The organism is Flavobacterium oncorhynchi, assembly GCF_002217355.1.
Taxonomy (GTDB): domain Bacteria; phylum Bacteroidota; class Bacteroidia; order Flavobacteriales; family Flavobacteriaceae; genus Flavobacterium; species Flavobacterium oncorhynchi.
The window spans coordinates 17,667-44,045 of the sequence record NZ_MUHA01000010.1 but is presented as its reverse complement, the minus strand read 5'-3'; the positions used below and the strand labels follow the sequence as shown (position 1 = coordinate 44,045).

Here is a 26,379-nt window from a genome sequence, read left to right as displayed (position 1 = left end):
TATGAAATCAAATTATATAAAACAGATATTTATTGCAATATCGTTATTAGCACTGACGTCGTGTTCAGAAGATTTTTTAGATAAAAAGCCTACAGAATTTGTTGATTACGACGGGGCGACTAAAACCACTGAAAATTTAATGACGCTTTTAAATGGTATACACAGATCATTGTATATTAGATATGAAAGTAATCAGAATGAGAATGGACTAGGGGGAATGATGCAACAGATGGATATCGTTGGAGATGATTTAGTTTATACTTCTAATAACACTTGGTTTTTACAAGTTTACAACTGGAATGGTGTAGCAAATGAAAATGCCCAAGATGTTAGATTTCCATACCGTACTTATTATAGAATAATTAGAAATGCTAACACTATTTTAGGTGCAGTTGATGCGTCAACAGGTCCAGACTCAGATAAAAAAGTGCTAAAAGGTCAAGCTTTGCTTTATAGAGCATTTTCTCATTATCAATTGGTTCAGATATTTGGTAAAAGATATGTTAACGGAGTTGATAATTCACAAATGGGTGTTCCTCTTGCTTTAACTGTTAGTGATCAACCTATGGCTCGTGCAACTGTTGAACAAGTTTACGCACAAATCAATAAGGATTTAGATGAAGCAAATACGTTATTAGTAGGTTATACAAAACCAAATAACTCTCATTTAGGTTTAAGTGTAGCACAAGGTTTGAAAGCTAGGGTAGCATTAACTCAAGGAAATTGGGCTATTGCTGCAGATTATGCCGCTAAAGCTAAAACGGGTGTAGCATTAATGAATGCTGAGGAATATGTAAAAGGATTTAATGACTTTAACGCTAAAGAATGGATGTGGGGAAGTCATGTTAACGAAGTTCAAACAGATTATTTTGGTAATTTTGGGGCTTACATGTCTAGAAATTTTAATTCAACAGTTATCCGTGTTTGTCCTAAGGCTATTAACAGTAAGCTTTACAACTTAATCCCAACAACTGACGTACGTTCAAAGTTGTTTGACAAAACAGGGGCACATGCTTCATTAAATCTTTCATCAGCTTTTAATAAATTTCCTTATACAAGTCAAAAATTCTTAGCGGTAAGTACTGGTGACGCTAGATGTGATATTCCTTATATGCGTGTTGCCGAAATGTATCTTATCGAAGCAGAAGCAAAAGCAAGATTAGGACAAGCTGATGCAGCTACTGTATTATTTAATTTAGTAAAAACTAGAGATACTGGATATACTTTGTCTACAAAAACAGGACAAGCTTTAGTAGATGAAATTTGGTTTCAAAGAAGAATTGAATTATGGGGTGAAGGTTTTAGATTTTATGACTTAAAGAGAACAAATTCTCCTCTTGATAGATCAGGTGCTAATCATAATTCAACGATCACAAACAACGTAATCAACGTTCCTGCAACAGACAAAAGATGGCAATGGTTGATCCCTAGAGCAGAGATCAATGCTAATCCATTACTTAAACAAAATGAATTATAAAAAAATGTAATTTTATTTTAATGAGGATTTTTAATTTTTGAAAGATTTAAAAACTAGTAGAGAATTAAAGTAATCGTCCACATTAAGCTTATTTTACAGAAACAATAAATATTTTGATTTTCTTGAAAACCCCGTTTACGTTTGTAAACGGGGTTTTCATTTTAGAAACGGTTATAAAAATGCGGGTATACTAACATTTTGTTTTTTTTCGTTTATACGTTTTTATCTTTTACCTTTGCTCGACAAATTTTGCCGAAATAATTTTATATAACATTATCAAATGAGAATATTCATTTTTCTATATCTATTAATTATACCAACCTTATTGTTTTCTCAAGAAAAGACTACTTCAAAAAGTAGTTTAGATATGAATTCAAAATATTCAAGTATAACAGACACAGTTAAAAAGAAGAAGGCGAAAATTGCTAAAATAGATCAATATCAGATTATTACCCTAGAGCATGATACTACTTATGTAGATACATCATTGACAATAAAAAGTGCATACAAACAAAACCATTTGCGAAAAGATCTTTTTGGACTGTTGGAGTTCTCAAATATTGGGCAGCCTTTAAATGTTTTACAATACAGTTTAACGAGTTTTTCTCCTTACCCAGAGATTGGCTTTTCGGCAATGCACTATAATTATTTGCAAGCAGATGATATTAGATATTATTCTGCAGCGACGCCTTTAACAGAGTTGTTTTTTAATACCACAATTAATAAAGGACAAAATGTAGACTCGTTTATTACTTTAAATACTTCAAAAAACCTTAATTTTTCTATTGCTTATAGAGGATTACGTTCAGAGGGAGATTATATAAATCAGTTGGTAAGTTCAGGAAATTTTAGATTTACTACAAGTTATGCAACAACAGATAGAAGATATGCTTTAAATGCACACTTTACTTTTCAAGATAATTCAAACGAAGAAAATGGAGGTATTACCACACCAGAGGATTTTGAAAGTGACAATCCAGATTTTAAAAACCGTCAGCGATTACAAGTTTACTTGACAGATGCAAAATCTTTTTTGAAAGGAAAAAGATTATTTTTTGACCACGCTTTCAGAGTGAATCCAAAAAACGGAAATAATAATTTGTATATAAATCATCAGTTTAACTTCGAAAATAAATTTTTCGAATACAATCAGCCTACAGTTCTTTCGACTGTTGACGGACAGCAAGTGCAGCGTTTTGGTGCTTCATATACCACAAGTGGCATAAATGATCAAACTCATTTTGAAAGATTGTACAATAAAGTTGGATTGGCTTATGAAAATTCTCTATTAGGGAAGTTTAATTTTTTTGTAGATGATTACAGATCAAATTACAAATACGATCGAATTTTAGTTGATAAATCAGGAGGAGTGGTTCCAGATAATTTGTTTCTACAGATCAATAATGTAGGTGGACAATATGAATATCAAAAGAATAAATGGAATGGTCGTTTTTTATATACAAGATCCATCACTAACCAGTCACTTTCTGATCTTGATGCAAAATTACGATATAACTTAAATGAGAAAATCCAGTTCGATTTTAAGTATAGAAACGTAAATAAACTGCCAAACAATAATTACAATTTATATCAAAGCAGTTATGTACAATACAACTGGTCGAATGATTTTAAAAACGAAAAAATTAATACGCTTGGAGCCAGCGTGTATACACCTTGGCTAAATGCCGAAGTTCAGTATACAGTTTTAAACGATCATTTGTATTTTAAAGATGTTTCAACTCCGGCTCAAGTATTAGCACAAACACAAATTGTAAGACCGGAGCAGTACGGAAATGCTATTAATTATTTAGAAATAAAAGCAAGCAAAGAATTTAAATTTGGGAAATTTGCATTAGATAATACTCTTCTGTATCAGAAAGTAGATCAATCTGATTTAATTTTAAATGTACCAGATTTTGTAACAAGAAACACATTCTATTATTCAAATCACTTTTTTAAGAAAGCATTATTTGCACAAGCAGGTGTTGTCTTTAATTATTTTACAAAATATTATGGTAATGGATATAATCCGGTTGTTGGAGAGTTTTTTGTTCAAAATAATAAAGAGATTGGAAATTATCCACTTTTTGATCTTTTTATAAATGCAAGAATTCGTCAGACACGTTTTTATCTAAAAGCAGAACATATAAATGCTCTTTTTGCAAAAAGCGATTATTATTCGGCACCTAACAATCCTTATCGTGATTTTGTACTGCGATTTGGCTTAGTTTGGAATTTCTTCCAATAAAACAATAAAATTTATTTTAAAATACCACATATTAAAACTTAAACAAAATGGACTTTTCAAAAAATATTTTAGAAACAATTGGTAATACACCATTAGTAAAACTCAACAAGATTGTTGCTGAAATTGATGCATTAGTATTGGCAAAAGTCGAGACCTTTAATCCAGGAAATTCTGTAAAAGACAGAATGGCTGTAAAAATGATTGAAGATGCAGAGGCAGATGGACGATTAAAACCAGGCGGAACTATTATTGAAGGTACTTCTGGTAATACAGGAATGGGATTAGCACTTGTTGCAATCATTAAAGGATATAAATTAATCTGTGTAATATCAGACAAACAGTCTAAAGAAAAAATGGATATTCTTCGTGCTGTTGGTGCAAAAGTTGTAGTTTGTCCTACAGACGTTGAGCCTACAGATCCTCGTTCCTACTATTCAGTTTCAAAACGTTTAGCCGAAGAAACACCAAATTCTTGGTATGTAAATCAATACGATAATTTATCAAATTCATTAGCACATTATGAGCAGACCGGGCCTGAAATTTGGAAGCAAACCGAAGGTAAAATTACTCATTTTGTTGTGGGAGTTGGAACAGGCGGAACAATTTCTGGAGTAGGAAAATATTTAAAAGAGCAAAATCCAAATATTAAAATTTGGGGAATTGATACTTATGGTTCTGTTTTTAAAAAATACCACGAAACTGGAATTTTTGATGAGAACGAAATTTACTCTTATATAACAGAAGGAATTGGAGAAGATATTTTACCTAAAAATGTTGATTTTTCATTGATAGATGGATTTACAAAAGTGACCGATAAAGATGCAGCAGTTTATACCAGAAAAATTGCATTAGAAGAAGCGATTTTTGTTGGAAATTCAGCTGGAGCCTGCATAAAAGGCTTGCTGCAGTTAAAAGAACATTTTAAACCAGATGATGTCGTAGTTGTCCTGTTTCATGATTCAGGAAGCCGTTATGTAGGTAAAATGTTTAATGATGACTGGATGCGTGAGCGCGGATTCTTAGAAGAAAATGTTACCAAAGCTGAGGATGTTATTAAAGATCATATCGATAAAGAATTGATCGTTGTTCGTACAGAAGAATTAGTTTCTCATGCTATTGAGCGTATGCGTAAGTATAAAATTTCACAGATTCCAGTAGTTGATATAAATGGTTTTGTAGGTTCTGTTGACGAAACTGATTTATTTAGAAGTTATGTTGCAGATAAAAATGTTGCTGAGAAACCAATTAAAGATGTAATGGGAAAACCATTTCCAATTGTAAAATTAGGAACTCCAATCGAAGAAGTTTCTAAACTTTTTACAAAAGAAAATGATGCTGTTTTGATTGATTTAGGAAATGGAAATCATCACATCATCACTAAATATGATATTATTGGATCTATTAAATAGAACAAATTAATACTTTTATAAAACCATAAATCTATTTATTAACGATAGATTTATGGTTTTTTTATCCTATAAAATTTTTAAAATGAACTTTACTGCAATTGATTTTGAAACAGCAACGGGTTATCATCCATGTTCTGTGGGAATTGTTACTGTCGAAAATGGAATTATTGTAGATGAATTTGTTACTTTAATAAAACCGCCAAATAATGAGTATAATCCATTTACGATTCGAGTACACGGTATTTATCCAAAAGATACGGTTAATTCAAAATCATTTTTACAGGTTTATCCAGAGATCGAAAAAAGATTAAAAAATAGAGTAGTTGTGGCTCACAACGAAAGTTTTGATCGCAATGTTTTGGTGAAGTCAATGTTACTTTGTGGGTTAAATTATGAAGATTTAAATATCGCTTCTAAGTGGGAATGTACTGTTAAGATTTATAAAGCAAAAGGTTTAAAGCCTACAAAACTGAGCGATTGCTGCAGAGAAATGAAAATACAACTTAATCATCATGAGGCACTGTCAGATGCGCGTGCTTGTGCAAAACTGTATATGCTTCGATAAAATACTTTTTAAATTTGTAAGAATAATAGTAAAAATGTTTATTTTTAGTTTTTATTTCAATTAAAAACCTAAAAATGAAAGAAGACTTTCTTCATTATCTCTGGAAATTCAAGAAGTTTGATACTTTGAATTTAAAAACAGTTCAAGGTGAGTTAGTTACGATTATTAAAACTGGCGACTATTTGAAACGTTCTGGGCCTGATTTTTTTAATGCTCATATTAAAATTGGAGATCAAAAATGGGCAGGAAACGTTGAAATTCATCTAAAATCATCAGACTGGTATTTACATAATCATGAGAATGATTCAGCTTATGAAAATGTTATTCTGCACGTAGTTTGGGAGAATGATAGTGCGATTTTTAGAAAAAACAATATTGAAATACCAGTTTTAGTCCTTAAAGATTATGTGAAAGCAGAAGTACTTGTAAATTATCAAAACTTGCTTTCTACTAAAACTTGGATTTCTTGCGAAAATCAAATAATTGAAATTGATGAGTTTGTTTTTAAAAATTGGCAGGAAAGACTGTTTTTTGAGCGATTAGAACGCAAATCAGAGCTTGTTTATAAGTTGTTGGAAGAATTCAATCAAGATTGGGAAGCTGTTTTGTTCTGTCTATTAGCTAAGAATTTTGGCTTAAATACAAATGGTTCTTCTTTCTTACAAATAGCTAAATCAATTCCTTTTTCAATTATTAGAAAAGAAAGTTTCGATGTAGAAAATTTAGAATCACTATTTTTTGGAACAGCCAATTTATTAAATGATGAAAAAGAAGATGAGTATTTTAAAGATTTAAAATTTAGATATTTTTATCTCTTACATAAATACCAATTAGAAAGATCTTACATCGATCCTCTTCAATTTTTTAAGCATAGACCAGACAATTTCCCAACAATTAGACTTTCGCAGTTGGCTATGCTATACCATAAACAGCAGAACTTATTTTCAAAGATCATTAGATTGAAATCAGTTAAAAGTGTTTACGATACCCTGAGCGTTTCTACTAGTTTTTACTGGAAAGGACATTTTCAGTTCGATAAAGAAAGTCCAAAGAAAGAAAAAACACTATCAAAGTCATTCCTTGATTTAGTAATCATTAATACTATTATTCCAATTCAGTTCGCATATTCAACAACTATTGGAGAATCTATTTCCGAAGACTTAATTAATTTTATGAATGAAGTCGCTCCAGAAAAGAACTCAATAATAGAAAAGTTTACTTCTTTTGGTGTCAAATCAATAAATGCGTTCGAAACTCAGACTTTATTGGAGCTTAAGAATGAGTATTGTAATAAAAAAGCTTGCTTGAAATGTGCTGTTGGAATGGAGCTTTTGAAAAAATAATTAGATAATTAGAAAATGTGATAATGAGATAATTTGTACTTTTGTAATCAGAAACCGTCCTGATATAATTAGGATTAAAAAAAAACTAAAAATGTCGGCTATTTTAAAATTAAAATTCTTTTTCGAAAAATATGGCTTTCATGTATCGTCAAGATTAGCAGACAAACTAGGTATGCGTGTAACAAGCGTGAGGTTGTTTTTTATTTACATCTCTTTTGTAACGGCTGGTTTGGGTTTTGGGGTTTATTTAACCTTAGCTTTTTGGATTCGATTAAAGGATTTAATACGTGCGAAAAGAACTTCAGTTTTTGATTTGTAATTTATAAATAAGCATAAAAAAAAGGATCTTAAAGTGGTAAAACTCTAAGATCCTTTTTTATTTATATGCTAAAAATTATTTTTCTGGATTATTTAATTTACTGTTTTTCTTACCATATACAAAATAAATTAAGACACCTAAAGCCATCCAAATAACTAGTCGTGCCCAGCTTTCGTTTGGTAAAGAATACATCAAAGCTAAACAAATCAGGATTCCTGCAATAGGTACAAAAGGAACTAAAGGAGTTCTAAATGATCTAGGTGCATCAGGCATTTTATAACGCATTACCATAACTCCAATACATACAAGAACAAACGCTAATAGAGTTCCAATGCTTACCATATGTCCTAAGTCACTTACAGGAACTAGTCCAGCAAATAAACTTACGAATATTAAAAAGAAAACATTGGTTTTCCAAGGTGTGCGGAATTTTGAATGTATTTCACTAAAGAATGGAGGTAATAAACCGTCTTTACTCATAGTGTAAAACACACGGCTTTGTCCCATAAGCATTACCAAGATAACTGAAGTATATCCTGCTAAAATTGCAATGATTAAACCTGTTTGTAAAAAATCATAACCTGTAACTGCAAATGCGGTAGCAGCAGGTTTTGCATCTCCAGCAAATTTGTAGTAAGGTACAAGTCCTGTCATTACGTGAGCAAATAATACATATAATATTGTACAGATTACTAAAGATCCTAAGATACCAATCGGCATTCCTTTTTGAGGATTTTTAGCTTCTTGAGCAGCAGTCGATACAGCATCAAAACCAATAAAAGCAAAAAATACAGTTGCTGCACCAGTTGCGATTCCTGACCATCCAAACTCTCCGAAAACTCCAGTGTTTTTAGGAATATATGGAGTATAGTTGCTAGTATCAATAAATTTCCATCCTAAAACAATAAAAACGATAACTACAGCTACTTTTACTACAACTAATACATTGTTGATAGTTGCAGACTCTTTTGTTCCTTTAATTAATAATAATGAAAGCAGTGAAACAATGAATATAGCGGGTAAGTTTACAATTCCGCCTTCAATTACGGTACCATTACTAAGTGTTAAAGTTTCCCATGGAGAACAAATTAAGCTCGGAGGAAGATGAATGTTAAATTTTGCTAATAACTCTAATAGGTATCTAGACCAGCTTACACCTACTGTAGCGGCTCCTAAAGCATACTCTAAAACTAAATCCCAACCAATAATCCAAGCCATGAATTCTCCCATTGTAGCGTACGAATAAGTATAGGCACTACCTGCAACAGGTATCATAGAAGCAAATTCGGCATAGCAAAGTCCTGCGAAACCACAACCTATAGCGGCTAATATAAATGAGATAGTTACTGCAGGTCCGGCATGTTCTGCGGCGGCAATTCCAGTTAAGGAGAATAGCCCGGCTCCAATGATGGCGCCAACTCCAAGTGCAACAAGCGAACGTGAAGATAAGGTTCTTTTTAGTCCTTTTTCAGATTCGGATGCTTCACCGAGCAATACCGAAAGAGGTTTAGTTTTCCAAATTGACATACTATAATATTGGTTTATTTGTTATTAAGCTCCAAATGTATCGTTTTTTGTAAAAAATAAAAACAATTATCATGTTTTAAGTTATAAAATATTTAAAATTTTAAAGAAACACTCGGTAAAGCCTTATGACAAGCTGACAATCATTAAATTAATTGATAGAAATTTGCGGAATGTATAATTCTGACAAAAGTTAAATTTTAATGTATTTTCTTGTTAAGTTTAGTGATTTTCTTGTATTTTAGATCCCTTACAAATAGTTTAATTTATAATAGCAATGAGTTTTAAGAAGATTATGATGCATTTTAAGTTTACTAGTCAACAGCGAACTGGTATTTTTTCATTATTCGTTGCTATAATTGTTTTACAGCTTTTTTATTTCTTTTTTGATTTTAATAAACCAGAGGTTTCTTTTGGTGTAGAAAAACAATGGATGTCTTTGCAAAAAGATATAGATGCGGCTAGAATAGAAAAATTAACTGAAAAAGGAAAGGTGTATACTTTTAATCCAAATTTTATTTCAGATTATAAAGGTTATAAGCTTGGGATGTCAGTTCAAGAAATCGATAGATTATTGGCTTTTCGAAAAGAGAATAAGTATGTAAACTCTGCAAAAGAGTTTCAGGAAGTGACACATATTTCCGATTCACTTTTAAAAGTGATTTCCCCATTGTTTAAATTTCCTGATTGGACACAGAAAAAGAGTGAGTTTAAAGTAGAGAAAAAAGAATATCCTGCGAAAATACCTTTTAATAAAGTGACCATAGTACTTTCAGATATTAATACCGCCAGTCAGGAAGATTTGATAAAAGTATATGGGATTGGTGAAGCATTATCTTTGAGGATATTAAAACAAAAAGAGATTCTAGGAGGTTTTGTTTCTATGGAACAGATGGAGGATGTTTGGGGGCTTTCGCCTGAGGTGATAGTTGAATTAAACCGACGATTTAAAGCTGTTACTCCTTCAGGATTTAAAAAGATAGCAATAAATGATGCTTCTTTAAAAGAATTATCACAGTTTCCATATTTTAAATATTCTCTTGCAAAACAAATTGTAACTTATAGAAGCATGAATGGAAATTTTAATAATATTGAGGAATTATCAAAAATTAAAGGTTTTCCTGTTGAAAAAGCAAAAATAATTAGTTTATATTTGGAGTTCTAAAAAGATAGCACACAATGAATTTTGATTATAACGAGACGCAGTCAATGATTGCACAATCTATAAAAGATTTTGCCGAAAAGAATATAAAGCCATTTATAATGGAGTGGGATGAAGCTCAGATTTTTCCAATTGATTTGTTTAAGAAACTTGGAGAAATGGGGTTCATGGGGGTTTTAGTGCCTGAAGAATATGGAGGATCAGGATTAGGTTATCATGAATATATTACAGTAGTAGAAGAAATATCAAAAGTCGATCCTTCGATAGGTTTGTCGGTTGCGGCTCATAATTCGTTATGTACAAATCATATTTTAACTTTTGGAAACGAAGAGCAAAAGAAAAAGTTTTTACCAAAGTTGGCAACAGCTGAATTTATTGGCGCATGGGGATTAACAGAGCATAATACTGGTTCTGATGCCGGAGGTATGAATACAACAGCGGTTAGAGATGGAGATTCTTGGATTGTAAATGGTGCAAAAAATTTTATCACTCATGGTATATCTGGAGATGTAGCAGTTGTTATTGTTCGAACAGGAGAAAAAGGTGATTCTAAAGGAATGACTGCTTTCGTGTTCGAAAAAGGAATGTCTGGTTTTTCTTCAGGTAAAAAAGAAAATAAATTAGGAATGCGTGCAAGTGAAACTGCTGAATTGGTTTTTGATAATTGTCGTGTGCCAGATGCAAATAGATTAGGAGAAGTTGGGGAAGGATTTGTTCAGGCAATGAAGATTTTAGACGGAGGAAGAATTTCAATAGGGGCTTTGTCTTTAGGTATTGCAAAAGGAGCGTATGAGGCGGCTTTAAAGTATTCAAAAGAAAGATATCAGTTTGGACAGCCAATTAGCAGTTTTCAAGGAATTTCATTCAAATTGGCAGATATGGCAACTGAAATTGAAGCGTCAGAATTGCTATTGCACAAAGCTGCTTTCTTAAAGCAAAAACATAAACCAGTAACCACATTAGGAGCAATGGCAAAAATGTATGCTTCAGAAGCCTGTGTAAAAATTGCAAATGATGCAGTTCAAATTCATGGCGGTTATGGGTATACCAAAGATTTTCCGGTAGAGAAATTTTACAGAGATTCTAAATTATGTACTATAGGAGAAGGAACTACTGAGATTCAAAAACTGGTGATTTCAAGAAATTTGTTGAAAGAATAGGTTTTGTGAATTGTAAAAAGTAAAATGCAAAATAGTTTTAGATATTAAACCAGTTGTATTTTTCTAGAAAAATAATTTAAAAATTATGCTCTATAATTAATAATTAATTTTTACATTTGCAGCCTTAACGAGAGGAGGTGTCAATATTATGTTAATTATACCAATTAAAGACGGAGAAAATATCGATAGAGCATTAAAGCGCTATAAAAGAAAATTTGATAAAACAGGAACTGTTCGTCAATTAAGAGCACGTACTGCTTTTATTAAGCCTTCTGTAATCAAAAGAGCTCAAATTCAAAAAGCTGCTTACATCCAAACATTGAAAGATGGTTTAGAGAGTTAGTATACTGCTTTTTTAAAATAATTACCGTTAGTGATCAAAAAGTTTTAACTTTGATCCTAACGGTTTTTTTTGTTTTTGTAATCTTTTCTAAATGATTTGTCTGTAACTGGGTAAGTCGAAAAAAAATCTTATGCAGTCTAATAAAGAAGCTTTTTGTGATTATTTGCAGTTGGAGAAAAAATATTCCCCACATACTGTCAGTGCTTATTTAGATGATTTGGTTTGTTTTGAAGAATTTAATAAAGTGCGGTTTGGGCAAGAGGGGGTGGATGGTGTTAATTATAGTCAAATTAGAAGTTGGATTGTTTCTTTGGTAGATCAGGGAATTTCAAATGTGTCTGTAAATCGCAAAATGGCTTCTCTGAAAGCGTTTTATAAATTTCTTTTAAAAATAAAGCAAATAGAGGTTAGTCCGATGTTGAAGCATAAGGCGCTAAAAACGCCAAAAGTTGTGCAAATTCCGTTTTCTGAAAAAGAGATGGGGGATTTGGTGTGTGAAGGTGATTTTGTAAAGGAGTTTGAAGGAGTGAGGGATAGGCTTGTTGTGGAGCTTTTTTATACAACGGGTATTCGACGTGCAGAGTTGATTGGGTTGATGTTGAGAAATGTTGATTTATCCTCCAATGTTATTAAGGTTCTAGGGAAAAGAAATAAAGAGCGGGTTATTCCGCTTCTGCCTGTTGTTGCGAGTCAGGTTAGTTTGTATTTAAAAGAAAGAATTCTACTTGAGGAAATTCAGGATTCAGAATATTTTTTTATTTCGAAAAAAGGGTTAAAATTGAGTGAATCTTTTGTGTATCGATTAATAAATTCTTACTTTAGTAGGGTCTCTGAAAAAGTAAAAAAGAGTCCGCATGTGCTTCGGCATACTTTTGCGACTCACTTATTAAATAACGGAGCGGATTTAAATTCAGTTAAGGAATTGTTAGGGCATTCGAGCTTGGCATCGACTCAGGTTTATACTCATAATAGTTTAGCGGAGCTTAAAAAAGTGTATGGTGATGCGCATCCTAGAAATAAATAATGATTCTGAAATGTTTAACCCTAAAATTAGTATTATGAAGGTAGATGTTCATGCAGTTAACTTTACTGTTGACAGAAAATTAGTTGATTTTATTCAAGAAAGAATGGATAAGCTGGAGAAGTATTATGATCGAGTTGTTTCGGCGGATGTTTTTTTAAAGGTTGAAAGAACGAGTGATAAAGAGAATAAGGCAGTAGAGATTAAGATTAATGTTCCGGGAGATGATTTTTTGGTAAAAAAGCAATGTAAGTCCTTTGAGGAGGCTGTTGAAAATTCAGCAGAATCGTTAGAGCGATTGCTTGTGAAAAGGAAAGAAAAAATAAGAGCACATATATAATTGAAATTTTTTTTAAAAAAATGTTTTGATTAAAAGATAAAATAGCTACATTTGCAGTCCGTTAGAAATAGCGGACTTTTTTAATGTATTCGCCGATGTAGCTCAGCTGGCTAGAGCAGCTGATTTGTAATCAGCAGGTCGTGGGTTCGAGTCCCTCTATCGGCTCAAAAAAAGTTTCAAATGCGATTTGAAACAAGTTCTTTTAAAAGATTGAAATTTTAAAATTAGGGGAGATACTCAAGCGGCCAACGAGGGCAGACTGTAAATCTGCTGTGTGAACTTCGCAGGTTCGAATCCTGCTCTCCCCACAAAAAAAAGAAGGTGAGATTTTGGGTTTTAGATTTTTAAAAGTCTGAAATCTAAATTCAAGAATCTAAAATCGGAACTCTCTGCCGGTGTAGCTCAGGGGTAGAGTGCTTCCTTGGTAAGGAAGAGGTCTCGGGTTCAAATCCCGACATTGGCTCAAGTAAGTAGGAAATTGAAAATTAATATATAACTAAGATTAAAAATTAAGTAAAATGGCAAAGGAGAATTTTAATCGTTCCAAACCGCACTTAAACATAGGTACAATTGGACACGTAGATCACGGAAAAACTACATTAACTGCTGCAATTACAAAAGTATTGTCAGATGCTGGTTACTGTCAAGCAAAATCGTTTGATCAAATCGATAACGCTCCAGAGGAGAAAGAAAGAGGTATTACTATTAATACATCACACGTAGAGTATGAAACTGCTAACCGTCACTACGCTCACGTTGACTGTCCTGGTCACGCGGATTACGTAAAGAACATGGTTACTGGTGCTGCTCAAATGGACGGTGCTATCTTAGTAGTTGCTGCTACAGATGGTCCAATGCCACAAACTCGTGAGCACATCCTTTTAGGACGTCAGGTTGGTATTCCAAGAATCGTTGTTTTCATGAACAAAGTGGATATGGTTGATGATGCTGAGTTGTTAGAGCTTGTTGAAATGGAAATTAGAGATTTATTATCTTTCTACGAATATGATGGAGATAATGGTCCTGTAGTTCAAGGTTCTGCTTTAGGAGGATTGAATAATGATCCTGCTTGGGTACCAAAAATCATTGAATTAATGGATGCTGTTGACGCTTGGATCGAAGAGCCAGTGCGTGACGTAGCAAAACCATTCTTGATGCCGGTTGAAGACGTATTTACAATTACAGGTCGTGGAACTGTTGCTACAGGTCGTATCGAAACTGGTATTGCTAATACAGGTGATGCTGTTGAAATCATTGGTATGGGAGCTGATAAATTAACTTCTACTATTACAGGAGTTGAGATGTTCCGTAAAATCCTTGATAGAGGTGAAGCTGGAGATAACGTAGGTTTATTATTAAGAGGTATTGATAAAGAATCTATCAAAAGAGGAATGGTTATCATTAAGCCAGGATCAGTAAAACCACACTCTACTTTCAAAGCTGAGGTTTATATCTTGAAAAAAGAAGAAGGTGGACGTCATACTCCATTCCATAATAACTACCGTCCACAGTTCTACGTACGTACAACTGACGTAACAGGAGTTATTACTTTACCAGAAGGAGTAGAGATGGTAATGCCAGGAGATAACTTAACTATTAATGTTGCTTTATTAAGCCCAATCGCAATGAACGTAGGTTTACGTTTTGCTATCCGTGAAGGTGGTAGAACAGTTGGTGCTGGACAGGTTACTGAAATTGTAGAGTAATTTCTATAAAAATTATAAAAAAGCCAGTTGATTTTCTTAACTGAAGTCACTGGCTTTAATTACGGGCGTAGTTCAAGGGTAGAATAGCGGTCTCCAAAACCGTTGATGGGGGTTCGAATCCCTCCGCCCGTGCAATAAAAAAAACATATCAAATGACAAAAGTTACTAATTATTTATCAGAGGCTTTCGAAGAGTTAAAGTCAAATGTTACTTGGCCTGCTTGGGCTGAGGTTCAAAAATTGACAATTGTCGTGGCTGTATTTTCGATTCTATTTGCTTTGGCAACATGGGGAGTAGACGAATTTTTTGCAAAAGCTTTGGCTGGATTTTTTAACTGGTTAAAAGGATAATTTTTTTGTGATGGCAGATAATAATGTGAAAAAATGGTACGTAGTTAGAGCGGTTAGTGGTCAAGAGAATAAAGTGAAAGCTTACATCGAGACTGAGATTGCGAGATTAGGTATGGAGGATTATGTTTCTCAGGTTTTAGTTCCTACTGAAAAAGTAGTTACTGTAAAAGATGGGAAAAAATCATCTAAGGATAAAGTTTACTTTCCTGGATATGTTATGATTGAAGCTAATTTAGTTGGTGAAATCCCTCATATTATTAAGTCAATTACTAGTGTTATTGGATTTTTAGGTGAGATTAAAGGCGGGGAACCTGTTCCTTTAAGACTTTCTGAAGTAAATAGAATGTTAGGTAAAGTTGATGAGCTGGCTGTTAATACAGATACTCGTGCTATTCCTTTCAACTTAGGAGAAACTGTTAAGGTGATTGATGGTCCATTTAACGGATTCAACGGAACGGTTGAAAAAATTAATGAAGAGAAGCGTAAACTTGAGGTTATGGTTAAGATTTTCGGAAGAAAAACACCATTAGAGTTAAGTTTTATGCAAGTTGAAAAAGTATAATTTTTGTTACATCTATAATAACCACTATAATCGCTTCCAATGATTATAGTGTTAAATTTTTTAAAAAATGGCTAAAGAAATTAGTAAGGTAGTTAAACTACAAGTTAAGGGAGGTGCTGCGAATCCGTCGCCACCGGTTGGACCTGCTTTAGGAGCTGCTGGGGTTAATATCATGGAGTTCTGTAAGCAGTTCAATGCTAGAACACAAGATAAACCTGGCAAAATATGCCCAGTACAAATTACTGTGTATAAAGACAAATCATTTGATTTTGTTGTAAAAACTCCTCCAGCTGCTGTCCAATTATTGGAAGCTGCAAAGCTAAAGTCTGGATCAGGTGAACCAAATCGTAAAAAAGTAGCAAGTGTTACTTGGGATGTTATCAAAGCAATCGCTGAAGATAAAATGGTAGATTTAAATGCATTCACAATCGAATCTGCAATGAGCATGATCGCTGGAACTGCTAGATCTATGGGTATAACTGTATCAGGAGATGCTCCTTTTTAATTAAGAGAAAGAAATGGCAAAATTAACAAAAAAGCAAAAAGAGGCTGCTTCAAAAATTGAAAAGAACAAGCTATATACTTTAAAAGATGCAGCTGCATTAATTAAAGTTATTGCTTCTGCAAAATTTGATGAGTCTGTTGATATCGCAGTTCGTTTGGGTGTAGATCCAAGAAAAGCGAATCAAATGGTTAGAGGTGTAGTTACATTACCTCATGGAACAGGTAAAGATGTTAAAGTATTAGCATTAGTTACTCCAGATAAAGAAGCTGAGGCTAAAGAAGCTGGAGCTGATTATGTAGGTCTTGATGATTACTTACAAAAAATTAAAGATGGTTGGACAGATGTTGATGTAATCATCACTATGCCAGCTGTTATGGGTAAATTAGGTCCATTAGGTCGTATTTTAGGACCTAGAGGTTTAATGCCAAACCCTAAAACAGGTACTGTAACTATGGATGTTGCAAAAGCTGTTCAAGAGGTTAAAGCTGGTAAAATTGACTTTAAAGTTGATAAAACTGGTATCGTACATGCAGGAATTGGTAAAGTTTCTTTTGGAGCTGAGCAAATTTATGACAATGCACACGAAATTATTCAAACATTAATCAAACTTAAGCCAACTGCTGCTAAAGGTACCTACATTAAAGGTATTCACCTTACAAGCACTATGAGTCCTGCAATTGCATTGGACCCTAAAGCAGTATAATTGGTAGTTAATAATTTTTAGTATGACTAGAGAAGAAAAATCAATCGCGATTGAAGATTTAACTGCACAGTTAGCTGGTACAAATATTATTTATGTATCTGATATTTCTGGGTTAAACGCAGAAACTACTTCAAACTTGAGAAGAGCTTGTTTTAAAGCAGGTATTAAATTAGAAGTTGTAAAAAACACTTTGCTTGCAAAAGCAATGGAAGCTTCTGCTAATGACTATGGAGATTTACCTTCAGTATTGACTGGTAATAGTGCTATATTTATTTCAGATGTTGCAAATGCACCTGGAAAAATAATTAAAGATTTCAGAAAAAAATCAGCTAAACCTGTATTAAAAGGAGCTTATATTAATTCTGAGGTTTATATTGGAGATGATCAATTAGATGCATTAGCAACTATTAAATCTAAAGAAGAACTTCTTGGAGAACTTATTGGATTATTGCAGTCACCAGCACAAAGAATTATTTCTGCTTTACAAAACAAATTCGCAGGAAGCGAAGAAGAAGCAGAGGCATAATAATCGATACAAGGAGATCAAATTCCTTGTTGCTTAATTAGCGCACAATAAATAAATTATATTTTACAAATCATTTTAAACGATAGAAAAAATGGCAGATTTGAAACAATTCGCAGAACAATTAGTTAACTTAACAGTTAAAGAAGTTAACGAATTAGCAACAATATTAAAAGACGAGTATGGTATCGAGCCTGCTGCTGCAGCTGTAGTAGTTGCTGCTGGTGGTGGAGAAGGTGCTGCTGAAGAAGCTCAAACTGAATTTACAGTTGTATTAAAAGAAGCTGGTGCTTCTAAATTAGCAGTTGTAAAATTAGTTAAAGAATTAACTGGTTTAGGTCTTAAAGAAGCTAAAGATGTAGTTGATGGTGCTCCAAGTACTGTTAAAGAAGGTGTTTCTAAAGAAGAGGCTGAAGGTCTTAAAAAATCATTAGAAGAAGCTGGAGCTGTAGTTGAGCTTAAATAATTCAACACGGTTTTAAGAACTAGGTTTAGGTCCTGAGTTAACACTCAAAGGCCTAAACCATTTTTCGTATAATAAAATACATTAAATTTTATTATCAAATTAGTTTAAAATACGAAAAAGTTTTTGATCAATACGAAGAAAAAAAATTGAACTGATTTTATCTGTTTATTTTTAAAGATGTATTGGTTTTAAAAAGAAAGTATAAACTACGCAGTGTGTTTTTACACAAAAAAATTACTTTTTTTTAATCAAAATTTTGTCCATTGATGATAACAAATCAGACTGAAAGATTGAATTTTGCCTCTACAAAAAATATCCCTGACTATCCGGATTTCTTGGATGTTCAGGTTAAATCTTTTAAAGATTTCTTTCAATTAGAAACGAAATCTGACGAAAGAGGCAACGAAGGGTTATACAACACCTTCATGGAAAACTTCCCAATTACAGATACAAGAAACAACTTTGTATTGGAATTCCTGGATTATTTTGTTGACCCACCACGTTATACAATTCAAGAATGTATAGAGAGAGGTCTTACTTATAGTGTGCCTTTAAAAGCAAGGTTAAAACTATACTGTACAGATCCAGAACACGAAGATTTTGAAACAATTGTACAAGATGTTTATCTTGGAACAATACCTTACATGACTCCAAGTGGTACTTTTGTAATTAATGGTGCCGAGCGTGTTGTAGTATCACAATTACACCGTTCTCCTGGGGTTTTCTTTGGACAGTCATTCCACGCAAATGGAACTAAACTTTATTCTGCGAGAGTAATTCCTTTTAAAGGATCTTGGATAGAATTTTCTACAGATATCAACAGCGTAATGTATGCTTATATCGATAGAAAGAAAAAATTACCTGTAACAACTTTATTCCGTGCTATCGGTTTCGAAAGAGATAAGGATATCCTTGAAATTTTCGACTTAGCTGAAGAAATTAAAGTTTCTAAAACTGGTATTAAGAAATATATTGGAAGAAGACTTGCTGCTCGTGTATTGAACACATGGCACGAGGATTTCGTGGATGAAGATACTGGAGAGGTGGTTTCTATCGAGCGTAACGAAATCATCCTTGATCGTGATACAATTATCGACAAAGATAATGTTGAAGAGATCATCGATTCTAACGTAAAATCTATTTTGTTACACAAAGAGGATAACAACCAAGCAGATTATGCTATTATCCACAACACGTTACAAAAAGATCCAACAAACTCTGAAAAAGAAGCTGTAGAGCACATTTACCGTCAGTTGCGTAACGCTGAACCGCCTGATGAGGAAACTGCTCGTGGTATCATAGATAAATTGTTCTTCTCTGATCAACGTTATAACTTAGGTGAAGTTGGTCGTTACAGAATGAACAAAAAATTAGATTTAGATATCCCTATGGATAAGCAAGTGCTTACTAAAGAGGATATCATTACAATCGTAAAATATTTGATCGAGTTGATCAACTCTAAAGCAGAGATTGATGATATTGATCACTTATCAAACCGTCGTGTTAGAACAGTTGGAGAACAATTGTCTCAACAATTCGGTGTTGGTTTAGCACGTATGGCTAGAACTATTCGTGAGAGAATGAACGTTAGAGATAACGAGGTGTTTACACCAATTGATTTGATTAATGCTAAAACATTATCATCAGTTATCAACTCTTTCTTTGGTACTAACCAGTTATCTCAATTTATGGATCAAACGAATCCATTAGCTGAGATTACACACAAAAGAAGACTTTCTGCACTTGGACCAGGTGGACTTTCGAGAGAGAGAGCTGGTTTCGAGGTTCGTGACGTTCACTATACGCATTATGGTCGTTTATGTCCGATTGAAACTCCTGAGGGACCAAACATTGGTTTGATTTCATCTCTAGGTGTTTATGCAAAAGTAAACGGAATGGGATTCATTGAAACTCCATACCGTAAAGTAACTAATGGTGTAGTTGATTTAGAAAGTACTCCAATTTACTTAAGTGCTGAAGAAGAAGAAGGTAAAATGATTGCTCAGGCAAACATTGAAATGGATGCTTCTGGTAAAATTACAGCTAGCAATGTTATTGCTCGTGAGGAAGGTGACTTCCCGGTTGTTGAGCCATCAGTAGTTCATTATACAGACGTTGCTCCTAACCAGATTGCATCGATTTCTGCATCTTTGATTCCTTTCTTGGAGCATGATGATGCGAACCGTGCGTTGATGGGATCAAACATGATGCGTCAGGCAGTTCCTTTGATCCGTCCTGAAGCACCAATCGTTGGTACAGGTTTAGAGCGTCAGGTAGCTTCAGATTCAAGAGTATTAATCAATGCTGAAGGGCATGGTACTGTTGAGTATGTTGATGCTAACATCATTACTATTAAATACGATCGTACAGAAGACGAGAGAATGGTTAGTTTTGATGCTGATGAGAAAACGTACAACCTTATTAAATTTAGAAAAACCAATCAAGGTACAAGTATTAACTTGAAGCCAATCGTAAGAAAAGGTGACAGAGTTATTCCTGGACAAGTATTGTCTGAAGGATATGCTACTCAAAATGGAGAATTAGCTTTAGGTAGAAACTTAAAAGTTGCGTTCATGCCATGGAAAGGGTACAACTTCGAGGATGCGATTGTAATTTCTGAGAAAGTAGTTCGTGATGATATTTTTACTTCTATCCACGTTGATGATTATTCATTAGAGGTTAGAGATACTAAGTTAGGAAATGAAGAGTTAACAAACGATATTCCTAACGTTTCTGAAGAAGCTACTAAAGATTTAGATGAAAACGGTATGATTAGAATTGGAGCAGAGGTTAAGCCTGGCGACATTTTGATCGGAAAAATTACACCAAAAGGAGAATCAGATCCTACTCCAGAGGAAAAATTGCTTCGTGCAATCTTCGGAGATAAAGCAGGTGATGTAAAAGATGCTTCATTAAAAGCTTCTCCATCTTTACATGGTGTAGTTCTTGACAAAAAATTATTTGCAAGAGCCGTAAAAGATAAACGTAAACGTACTCAGGATAAAGATGCTTTAGGCGCTTTAGAAATGGAATTCGAAACTAAATTTGTTGAATTAAAAGACAGATTAGTTGAGAAATTATTCCTGATCGTTAACGGAAAAACATCTCAAGGTGTAATGAATGATTTGGGTGAAGAAGTTTTACCAAAAGGTAAAAAATATACTCAAAAAATGCTTTACGCAGTAGAAGATTTTGCTCACTTAAGCAAAGGTCAATGGGTTGCTGATGACGCTACAAATAAAATGGTTAATGATTTAATTCATAACTATAAAATTAAGCTGAACGACTTACAAGGATCTTTAAGAAGAGAAAAATTCACTATTACAGTTGGAGATGAATTACCATCTGGAATCTTGAAATTGGCTAAAATCTATATCGCTAAAAAACGTAAGTTAAAAGTGGGTGATAAAATGGCAGGACGTCACGGTAACAAAGGTATTGTTGCAAGAATCGTTCGTCACGAAGATATGCCTTTCTTAGAAGATGGAACACCAGTAGATATCGTATTGAATCCACTTGGGGTACCTTCACGTATGAACATTGGTCAGATTTATGAGACTGTTCTTGGATGGGCTGGTATGAACTTGGGTAGAAAATTTGCTACTCCAATTTTCGACGGTGCTTCTCTAGACGAAATCAATGCTTTGACTGATGAAGCTAATGTACCACGTTTCGGACATACATATCTTTATGATGGTGGAACTGGAGAACGTTTTGCACAAAAAGCAACTGTGGGTGTAATTTACATGCTTAAATTAGGACACATGGTTGATGATAAGATGCACGCACGTTCTATCGGACCATACTCATTAATTACGCAGCAACCACTTGGAGGTAAGGCTCAATTTGGAGGTCAGCGTTTTGGAGAGATGGAGGTTTGGGCACTTGAGGCTTATGGAGCTTCTAGTACTTTACGTGAAATCTTAACTGTTAAGTCTGATGACGTTATTGGTAGAGCTAAAACTTACGAAGCTATCGTTAAGGGAGAGTCTATGCCAGAACCAGGTTTGCCAGAATCATTCAATGTATTGATGCACGAATTAAAAGGTCTTGGACTAGACATTCGTTTAGAAGAATAATAAAAGTTTTGTAATCAGTCTCATTTTTTAATGGGACTGATTACTCATTTATAAAAGTTTTTAAAGATTTATACCCGTAACCCGTTCCGATTTTTTATAACATGCAAGGCATTTTATAACTAGCGCTTCAAATTAATTTTGAAGTTTAGAGAAGTAACCCGAGGTAGTAGCTGAATGATTAACTCTTGTTTTTTTAAGAGTAGATTATAAATCTAAATTCAATTTTTTAATTGCAAAATAAATCAATAGTAAAAACTATGATGAATAATAGAAACAATAATAAGGATAAAAATCCAGTTAAAAGATTTAATAAAATCTCAATTGGATTAGCTTCACCAGAATCTATCTTGAAAGAATCAAGAGGAGAGGTGTTGAAACCAGAAACAATTAACTACAGAACTCACAAACCAGAGCGTGACGGACTTTTCTGCGAAAGAATCTTCGGACCTGTTAAGGATTTTGAGTGTGCTTGTGGAAAATATAAAAGAATTCGTTACAAAGGTATTATCTGTGACCGTTGTGGTGTTGAAGTTACTGAGAAAAAAGTACGTCGTGATAGAGTAGGACACATCAACCTTGTTGTGCCAATTGCTCACATCTGGTACTTCCGTTCTCTTCCAAACAAAATTGGTTATATCCTTGGTCTTCCATCTAAGAAATTAGATATGATCATTTACTACGAAAGATACGTAGTAATTCAAGCTGGTATTGCTAAAAATGCAGATGGAGAATCTTTACAAAGACTAGATTTCTTAACTGAAGAAGAATACCTAAATATTTTAGATACCCTTCCACAAGAAAATCAATATTTAGATGATTTAGATCCAAATAAATTTGTTGCCAAAATGGGAGCAGAATGTATTATGGATTTATTAGCTCGTATTGACTTAGATGCTTTATCTTATGAATTAAGACACAGCGCTAATAACGAAACATCTAAACAACGTAAAACTGAAGCTTTAAAAAGATTACAAGTTGTTGAGTCTTTCCGTGAGTCTAACTTAAACCGCGAAAATCGTCCTGAGTGGATGATCATGAAAGTGGTTCCAGTTATCCCACCAGAATTACGTCCGCTTGTGCCACTTGATGGAGGTCGTTTTGCAACTTCAGATTTGAACGATTTATATCGTCGTGTAATCATCCGTAACAACCGTTTGAAAAGATTAATGGAGATTAAAGCTCCAGAAGTTATCTTAAGAAACGAGAAACGTATGTTACAAGAATCTGTAGATTCATTGTTCGATAACACTCGTAAAGCTTCTGCTGTTAAAACAGAATCTAACAGACCATTAAAATCATTATCTGACTCATTAAAAGGTAAGCAAGGACGTTTCCGTCAAAACTTACTTGGTAAACGTGTGGATTATTCTGCTCGTTCGGTAATTGTTGTTGGTCCAGAGTTGAAATTATACGAGTGCGGATTGCCAAAAGATATGGCTTCTGAATTATACAAACCTTTCGTTATCCGTAAATTGATTGAAAGAGGTATTGTAAAAACAGTAAAATCTGCTAAGAAAATTATTGACAAAAAAGAGCCGGTAGTTTGGGATATTTTAGAAAACGTAATTAAAGGACACCCAGTATTACTGAACCGTGCTCCTACTTTGCACAGACTTGGTATTCAGGCTTTCCAGCCAAAATTAATTGAAGGAAAAGCAATCCAGTTACACCCATTAGTGTGTACGGCTTTCAATGCCGATTTTGATGGTGACCAGATGGCAGTTCACTTACCATTAGGACCAGAGGCTATTTTAGAGGCACAATTATTAATGTTGGCTTCTCACAATATCTTGAACCCTGCAAATGGTGCTCCAATTACTGTACCTTCTCAGGATATGGTCTTGGGTCTATATTATATGACCAAAGAACGTATCTCGACTCCAGAACACATAATTTTAGGTCAAGACTTAACTTTCTATTCTGCTGAAGAAGTAAACATTGCATTAAACGAAGGAAGATTAGAATTGAATGCTCGTGTAAAAATTAGAGCAAAAGATTTTAATGATGCTGGAGAATTAGTGTACAAAATTATTCAAACGACTGCAGGACGTGTATTATTTAACGAAGTAGTACCTGAAGCAGCTGGATATATCAATGATGTATTGACTAAGAAAAACCTTAGAGATATTATCGGACACATTTTAAGTGTGACTGATGTACCTACAACGGCAGCTTTCTTGGATAATATGAAAGATATGGGTTATAAATTCGCATTTAGAGGAGGTTTATCATTCTCTTTAGGTGATATTAGAATCCCAGAACAAAAAACGAAGTTAATTGCAGATGCTAGAGAGCAAGTTGAAGGTATCTCAACTAACTATAACATGGGTCTTATTACAAATAACGAGCGTTACAACCAAGTTATTGACGTATGGACTTCAGCAAATGCTCAGTTAACAGAGTTAGCAATGAAAAATATTAGAGAAGACCAACAAGGATTCAACTCTGTATATATGATGCTTGACTCTGGGGCGAGGGGTTCTAAGGAGCAGATTCGTCAGTTAACTGGTATGCGTGGTTTGATGGCTAAGCCTAAAAAATCTACTGCTGGTGGTGGTGAGATTATTGAAAACCCGATTCTTTCTAACTTTAAGGAAGGTCTTTCGATCCTTGAGTACTTCATTTCTACTCACGGTGCTCGTAAAGGTCTTGCGGATACGGCTCTTAAAACGGCCGATGCTGGTTACTTGACAAGAAGACTTCATGACGTTTCTCAAGATGTTATTGTTAACATCGAAGATTGTGGAACTTTAAGAGGTGTTGAAGTTGCTGCATTGAAGAAAAATGAGGAAATCGTTGAATCATTAGGAGAGAGAATTTTAGGACGTGTTGCATTGCAAGATGTTATAAATCCACTTACTAATGAGGTAATGGTTCAATCTGGTCAACAAATTACTGAAGCAATTATGAGAACTATCGAAGCTTCTCCAATTGAAAAAGTAGAAGTTAGATCTCCATTAACTTGTGAGGCTTTAAAAGGTATTTGTGCTAAATGTTACGGTAGAAACTTAGCTACTGGAAAAATGACACAAAGAGGTGAAGCTGTAGGAGTTATTGCTGCTCAGTCTATTGGAGAACCAGGTACACAGTTGACACTTCGTACGTTCCACGTTGGAGGGGTTGCTGGAGGTATCTCTGAAGAGTCTAGTATTGTTACAAGATTCGCTGGTAGACTTGAGATCGAAGATTTAAAAACTGTTAAAGGTGAAGACAGCGAAGGTAATGCGGTAGATATCGTAGTATCACGTTCAACTGAATTAAAATTAGTTGATGAGAAAACTGGAATCGTTTTAAACACACATAATATTCCTTACGGTTCTAGTATTTTTGTAAAAGACGGAGAAAGTGTTGGTAAAGGAGCTGTAATCTGTAAATGGGATCCATATAACGGTGTAATTGTTTCTGAGTTTACTGGTAAGATTGCTTACGAAGATTTAGAGCAAGGACAATCGTTCATGGTTGAGATCGATGAGCAGACTGGTTTCCAAGAAAAAGTAATTTCTGAAGCTAGAAACAAAAAATTAATCCCAACTTTATTGGTTTACGGTAAAGAAGGTGAATTGATTCGTTCTTACAACTTACCAGTAGGTGCGCACTTAATGGTTGAAAATGGTGAGAAGATTAAAGCAGGTAAAGTATTAGTAAAAATCCCACGTCGTTCTTCTAAAGCAGGCGATATCACGGGAGGTTTACCAAGAATTACTGAGCTTTTAGAAGCTCGTAACCCTTCAAACCCAGCGGTTGTATCTGAAATTGACGGTGTTGTTTCTTTCGGAAAAATCAAAAGAGGTAACCGTGAGATCGTTATCGAGTCTAAATTTGGTGAGATTAAAAAGTATTTAGTTAAACTTTCTAGTCAAATCTTAGTACAAGAAAATGACTTCGTAAGAGCGGGAGTTCCATTGTCTGATGGTGCAATTACGCCAGATGATATCTTAAGAATTCAAGGGCCGGCTGCTGTTCAACAGTACTTGGTAAATGAAATTCAAGAGGTTTACCGTTTACAAGGGGTAAAAATTAATGACAAGCACTTTGAGGTTGTAATTCGTCAAATGATGCGTAAAGTAAGAGTTCAGGATCCAGGTGATACTTTATTCTTAGAAGATCAATTAATTCACACTAAAGATTTCATCGTTCAAAACGATAAATTGTACGGTATGAAAGTAGTTGAAGATGCTGGAGATTCTAGCGTATTGAAACCAGGTCAAATTATTTCTCCTCGTGAATTACGTGATGAAAATTCATTATTGAAACGAAATGATAAAAATCTTGTTGTAGCAAGAGACGTAATTACTGCAACTGCAACGCCAGTTTTACAAGGTATTACAAGAGCTTCGCTACAAACTAAATCATTCATTTCTGCGGCTTCATTCCAGGAGACAACGAAAGTACTTAACGAAGCTGCAGTAGCTGGTAAAGTAGATGACTTAGAAGGATTAAAAGAAAATGTAATTGTTGGACACAGAATTCCTGCGGGAACTGGTATGAGAGAATACGATAACACTATTGTAGGATCTAAAGACGATTACAACGAAATGATGGCTAATAAAGAAGAATATATTTATTAATTAGGA

21 protein-coding genes and 4 tRNA genes are annotated in these 26,379 nt (G+C 34.0%); 24 read left to right on the top strand and 1 reads right to left on the bottom strand.

Going from position 1 to position 26,379, the window contains the following annotated elements; all coding sequences use genetic code 11:
• Position 1: 1 nt before the first annotated feature.
• The 6 genes from B0A75_RS08525 (at position 2) to B0A75_RS08500 (ending at position 7,361) form a co-directional block, all read left to right on the top strand.
• The gene (locus B0A75_RS08525; RefSeq protein WP_089053862.1) at positions 2-1,477 is read left to right on the top strand and encodes a RagB/SusD family nutrient uptake outer membrane protein; all 1,476 of its coding nucleotides are present in this window, start codon (positions 2-4) and stop codon (positions 1,475-1,477) included.
• A gap of 280 nt (positions 1,478-1,757) precedes the next feature.
• Positions 1,758-3,725: a putative porin gene (locus B0A75_RS08520; protein ID WP_089053861.1), complete on the top strand. Its 1,968-nt coding sequence runs from the start codon at positions 1,758-1,760 to the stop codon at positions 3,723-3,725.
• A gap of 47 nt (positions 3,726-3,772) precedes the next feature.
• Positions 3,773-5,134 carry a pyridoxal-phosphate dependent enzyme gene (locus B0A75_RS08515; RefSeq protein ID WP_089053860.1) on the top strand — a complete coding sequence of 454 codons (1,362 nt, stop codon included), beginning with the start codon at positions 3,773-3,775 and terminating at the stop codon, positions 5,132-5,134.
• An 82-nt stretch (positions 5,135-5,216) separates the two neighbouring features.
• Positions 5,217-5,699, top strand: a complete 483-nt coding sequence (locus tag B0A75_RS08510; protein ID WP_089054002.1) for a 3'-5' exonuclease — start codon at positions 5,217-5,219, stop codon at positions 5,697-5,699.
• A gap of 74 nt (positions 5,700-5,773) precedes the next feature.
• Entirely contained in the window at positions 5,774-7,042 is a 1,269-nt protein-coding gene (locus B0A75_RS08505) for a DUF2851 family protein (protein WP_089053859.1), read from the top strand.
• 91 nt (positions 7,043-7,133) lie between these two features.
• On the top strand, positions 7,134-7,361 hold the full coding sequence (locus tag B0A75_RS08500) for a PspC family transcriptional regulator (protein WP_007810860.1): 228 nt from the start codon (positions 7,134-7,136) through the stop codon (positions 7,359-7,361).
• A gap of 75 nt (positions 7,362-7,436) precedes the next feature.
• On the opposite strand, the gene B0A75_RS08495 is transcribed toward B0A75_RS08500, so the two are convergent.
• Positions 7,437-8,888, bottom strand: coding sequence for an amino acid permease (locus tag B0A75_RS08495; protein WP_089053858.1), 1,452 nt, complete (start codon positions 8,886-8,888; stop codon positions 7,437-7,439).
• A 274-nt stretch (positions 8,889-9,162) separates the two neighbouring features.
• On the opposite strand from B0A75_RS08495, the gene B0A75_RS08490 reads away from it, so the two are divergent.
• From B0A75_RS08490 to rpoC, 18 genes are all read left to right on the top strand, one after another.
• Positions 9,163-10,050 (top strand): ComEA family DNA-binding protein, encoded by an 888-nt coding sequence (locus B0A75_RS08490; protein WP_089053857.1) that lies wholly within the window; start codon positions 9,163-9,165, stop codon positions 10,048-10,050.
• A gap of 14 nt (positions 10,051-10,064) precedes the next feature.
• Positions 10,065-11,207 (top strand): acyl-CoA dehydrogenase family protein, encoded by a 1,143-nt coding sequence (locus B0A75_RS08485; RefSeq protein WP_089053856.1) that lies wholly within the window; start codon positions 10,065-10,067, stop codon positions 11,205-11,207.
• 148 nt (positions 11,208-11,355) lie between these two features.
• A complete protein-coding gene (rpsU, locus tag B0A75_RS08480; RefSeq protein WP_089053855.1) occupies positions 11,356-11,550 on the top strand; it encodes a 30S ribosomal protein S21 in 195 nt (64 codons plus the stop codon).
• A gap of 130 nt (positions 11,551-11,680) precedes the next feature.
• Positions 11,681-12,574, top strand: a complete 894-nt coding sequence (locus tag B0A75_RS08475) for a tyrosine-type recombinase/integrase (RefSeq protein WP_089053854.1) — start codon at positions 11,681-11,683, stop codon at positions 12,572-12,574.
• 34 nt (positions 12,575-12,608) lie between these two features.
• Positions 12,609-12,911, top strand: coding sequence for a ribosome hibernation-promoting factor, HPF/YfiA family (gene hpf / locus B0A75_RS08470; RefSeq protein ID WP_089054001.1), 303 nt, complete (start codon positions 12,609-12,611; stop codon positions 12,909-12,911).
• A gap of 91 nt (positions 12,912-13,002) precedes the next feature.
• Positions 13,003-13,076 (top strand) — tRNA-Thr (locus B0A75_RS08465).
• Between the two features lie 62 nt (positions 13,077-13,138).
• Positions 13,139-13,219 (top strand) — tRNA-Tyr (locus B0A75_RS08460).
• A gap of 83 nt (positions 13,220-13,302) precedes the next feature.
• A tRNA-Thr gene (locus B0A75_RS08455) sits at positions 13,303-13,374 on the top strand.
• 55 nt (positions 13,375-13,429) lie between these two features.
• Positions 13,430-14,617, top strand: coding sequence for an elongation factor Tu (gene tuf, locus B0A75_RS08450; protein WP_089053853.1), 1,188 nt, complete (start codon positions 13,430-13,432; stop codon positions 14,615-14,617).
• 61 nt (positions 14,618-14,678) lie between these two features.
• Positions 14,679-14,749: transfer RNA gene (locus tag B0A75_RS08445), tRNA-Trp, on the top strand.
• Between the two features lie 20 nt (positions 14,750-14,769).
• Entirely contained in the window at positions 14,770-14,967 is a 198-nt protein-coding gene (gene secE / locus B0A75_RS08440; RefSeq protein ID WP_008466927.1) for a preprotein translocase subunit SecE, read from the top strand.
• 10 nt (positions 14,968-14,977) lie between these two features.
• Positions 14,978-15,529, top strand: coding sequence for a transcription termination/antitermination protein NusG (gene nusG / locus B0A75_RS08435; protein WP_089053852.1), 552 nt, complete (start codon positions 14,978-14,980; stop codon positions 15,527-15,529).
• A 67-nt stretch (positions 15,530-15,596) separates the two neighbouring features.
• Positions 15,597-16,034 (top strand): 50S ribosomal protein L11, encoded by a 438-nt coding sequence (gene rplK, locus B0A75_RS08430; RefSeq protein ID WP_007807442.1) that lies wholly within the window; start codon positions 15,597-15,599, stop codon positions 16,032-16,034.
• A gap of 13 nt (positions 16,035-16,047) precedes the next feature.
• Positions 16,048-16,737: a 50S ribosomal protein L1 gene (gene rplA / locus B0A75_RS08425; protein WP_089053851.1), complete on the top strand. Its 690-nt coding sequence runs from the start codon at positions 16,048-16,050 to the stop codon at positions 16,735-16,737.
• Between the two features lie 22 nt (positions 16,738-16,759).
• The gene (rplJ, locus tag B0A75_RS08420; RefSeq protein WP_041517376.1) at positions 16,760-17,263 is read left to right on the top strand and encodes a 50S ribosomal protein L10; all 504 of its coding nucleotides are present in this window, start codon (positions 16,760-16,762) and stop codon (positions 17,261-17,263) included.
• Between the two features lie 91 nt (positions 17,264-17,354).
• A complete protein-coding gene (gene rplL, locus B0A75_RS08415; RefSeq protein ID WP_025572412.1) occupies positions 17,355-17,726 on the top strand; it encodes a 50S ribosomal protein L7/L12 in 372 nt (123 codons plus the stop codon).
• 266 nt (positions 17,727-17,992) lie between these two features.
• Positions 17,993-21,805: a DNA-directed RNA polymerase subunit beta gene (gene rpoB / locus B0A75_RS08410; protein WP_089053850.1), complete on the top strand. Its 3,813-nt coding sequence runs from the start codon at positions 17,993-17,995 to the stop codon at positions 21,803-21,805.
• Positions 21,806-22,062: 257 nt separating this feature from the next.
• Positions 22,063-26,373, top strand: coding sequence for a DNA-directed RNA polymerase subunit beta' (gene rpoC, locus B0A75_RS08405; RefSeq protein WP_089053849.1), 4,311 nt, complete (start codon positions 22,063-22,065; stop codon positions 26,371-26,373).
• The last annotated feature ends 6 nt before the right edge of the window (positions 26,374-26,379 follow it).

Coding starts and splice junctions, on each gene's coding strand:
- rpsU (WP_089053855.1), top strand. CDS start 11,356: ATGTTAATTATACCAATTAAAGACGGAGAAAATATCGATAGAGCATTA.
- rpoC (WP_089053849.1), top strand. CDS start 22,063: ATGATGAATAATAGAAACAATAATAAGGATAAAAATCCAGTTAAAAGA.
- B0A75_RS08490 (WP_089053857.1), top strand. CDS start 9,163: ATGAGTTTTAAGAAGATTATGATGCATTTTAAGTTTACTAGTCAACAG.
- tuf (WP_089053853.1), top strand. CDS start 13,430: ATGGCAAAGGAGAATTTTAATCGTTCCAAACCGCACTTAAACATAGGT.
- B0A75_RS08510 (WP_089054002.1), top strand. CDS start 5,217: ATGAACTTTACTGCAATTGATTTTGAAACAGCAACGGGTTATCATCCA.
- hpf (WP_089054001.1), top strand. CDS start 12,609: ATGAAGGTAGATGTTCATGCAGTTAACTTTACTGTTGACAGAAAATTA.
- B0A75_RS08495 (WP_089053858.1), bottom strand. CDS start 8,888: ATGTCAATTTGGAAAACTAAACCTCTTTCGGTATTGCTCGGTGAAGCA.
- nusG (WP_089053852.1), top strand. CDS start 14,978: ATGGCAGATAATAATGTGAAAAAATGGTACGTAGTTAGAGCGGTTAGT.
- B0A75_RS08525 (WP_089053862.1), top strand. CDS start 2: ATGAAATCAAATTATATAAAACAGATATTTATTGCAATATCGTTATTA.
- B0A75_RS08520 (WP_089053861.1), top strand. CDS start 1,758: ATGAGAATATTCATTTTTCTATATCTATTAATTATACCAACCTTATTG.
- B0A75_RS08500 (WP_007810860.1), top strand. CDS start 7,134: ATGTCGGCTATTTTAAAATTAAAATTCTTTTTCGAAAAATATGGCTTT.
- rplA (WP_089053851.1), top strand. CDS start 16,048: ATGGCAAAATTAACAAAAAAGCAAAAAGAGGCTGCTTCAAAAATTGAA.
- B0A75_RS08485 (WP_089053856.1), top strand. CDS start 10,065: ATGAATTTTGATTATAACGAGACGCAGTCAATGATTGCACAATCTATA.
- B0A75_RS08505 (WP_089053859.1), top strand. CDS start 5,774: ATGAAAGAAGACTTTCTTCATTATCTCTGGAAATTCAAGAAGTTTGAT.
- B0A75_RS08475 (WP_089053854.1), top strand. CDS start 11,681: ATGCAGTCTAATAAAGAAGCTTTTTGTGATTATTTGCAGTTGGAGAAA.
- B0A75_RS08515 (WP_089053860.1), top strand. CDS start 3,773: ATGGACTTTTCAAAAAATATTTTAGAAACAATTGGTAATACACCATTA.
- rplJ (WP_041517376.1), top strand. CDS start 16,760: ATGACTAGAGAAGAAAAATCAATCGCGATTGAAGATTTAACTGCACAG.
- rpoB (WP_089053850.1), top strand. CDS start 17,993: ATGATAACAAATCAGACTGAAAGATTGAATTTTGCCTCTACAAAAAAT.
- rplK (WP_007807442.1), top strand. CDS start 15,597: ATGGCTAAAGAAATTAGTAAGGTAGTTAAACTACAAGTTAAGGGAGGT.
- secE (WP_008466927.1), top strand. CDS start 14,770: ATGACAAAAGTTACTAATTATTTATCAGAGGCTTTCGAAGAGTTAAAG.
- rplL (WP_025572412.1), top strand. CDS start 17,355: ATGGCAGATTTGAAACAATTCGCAGAACAATTAGTTAACTTAACAGTT.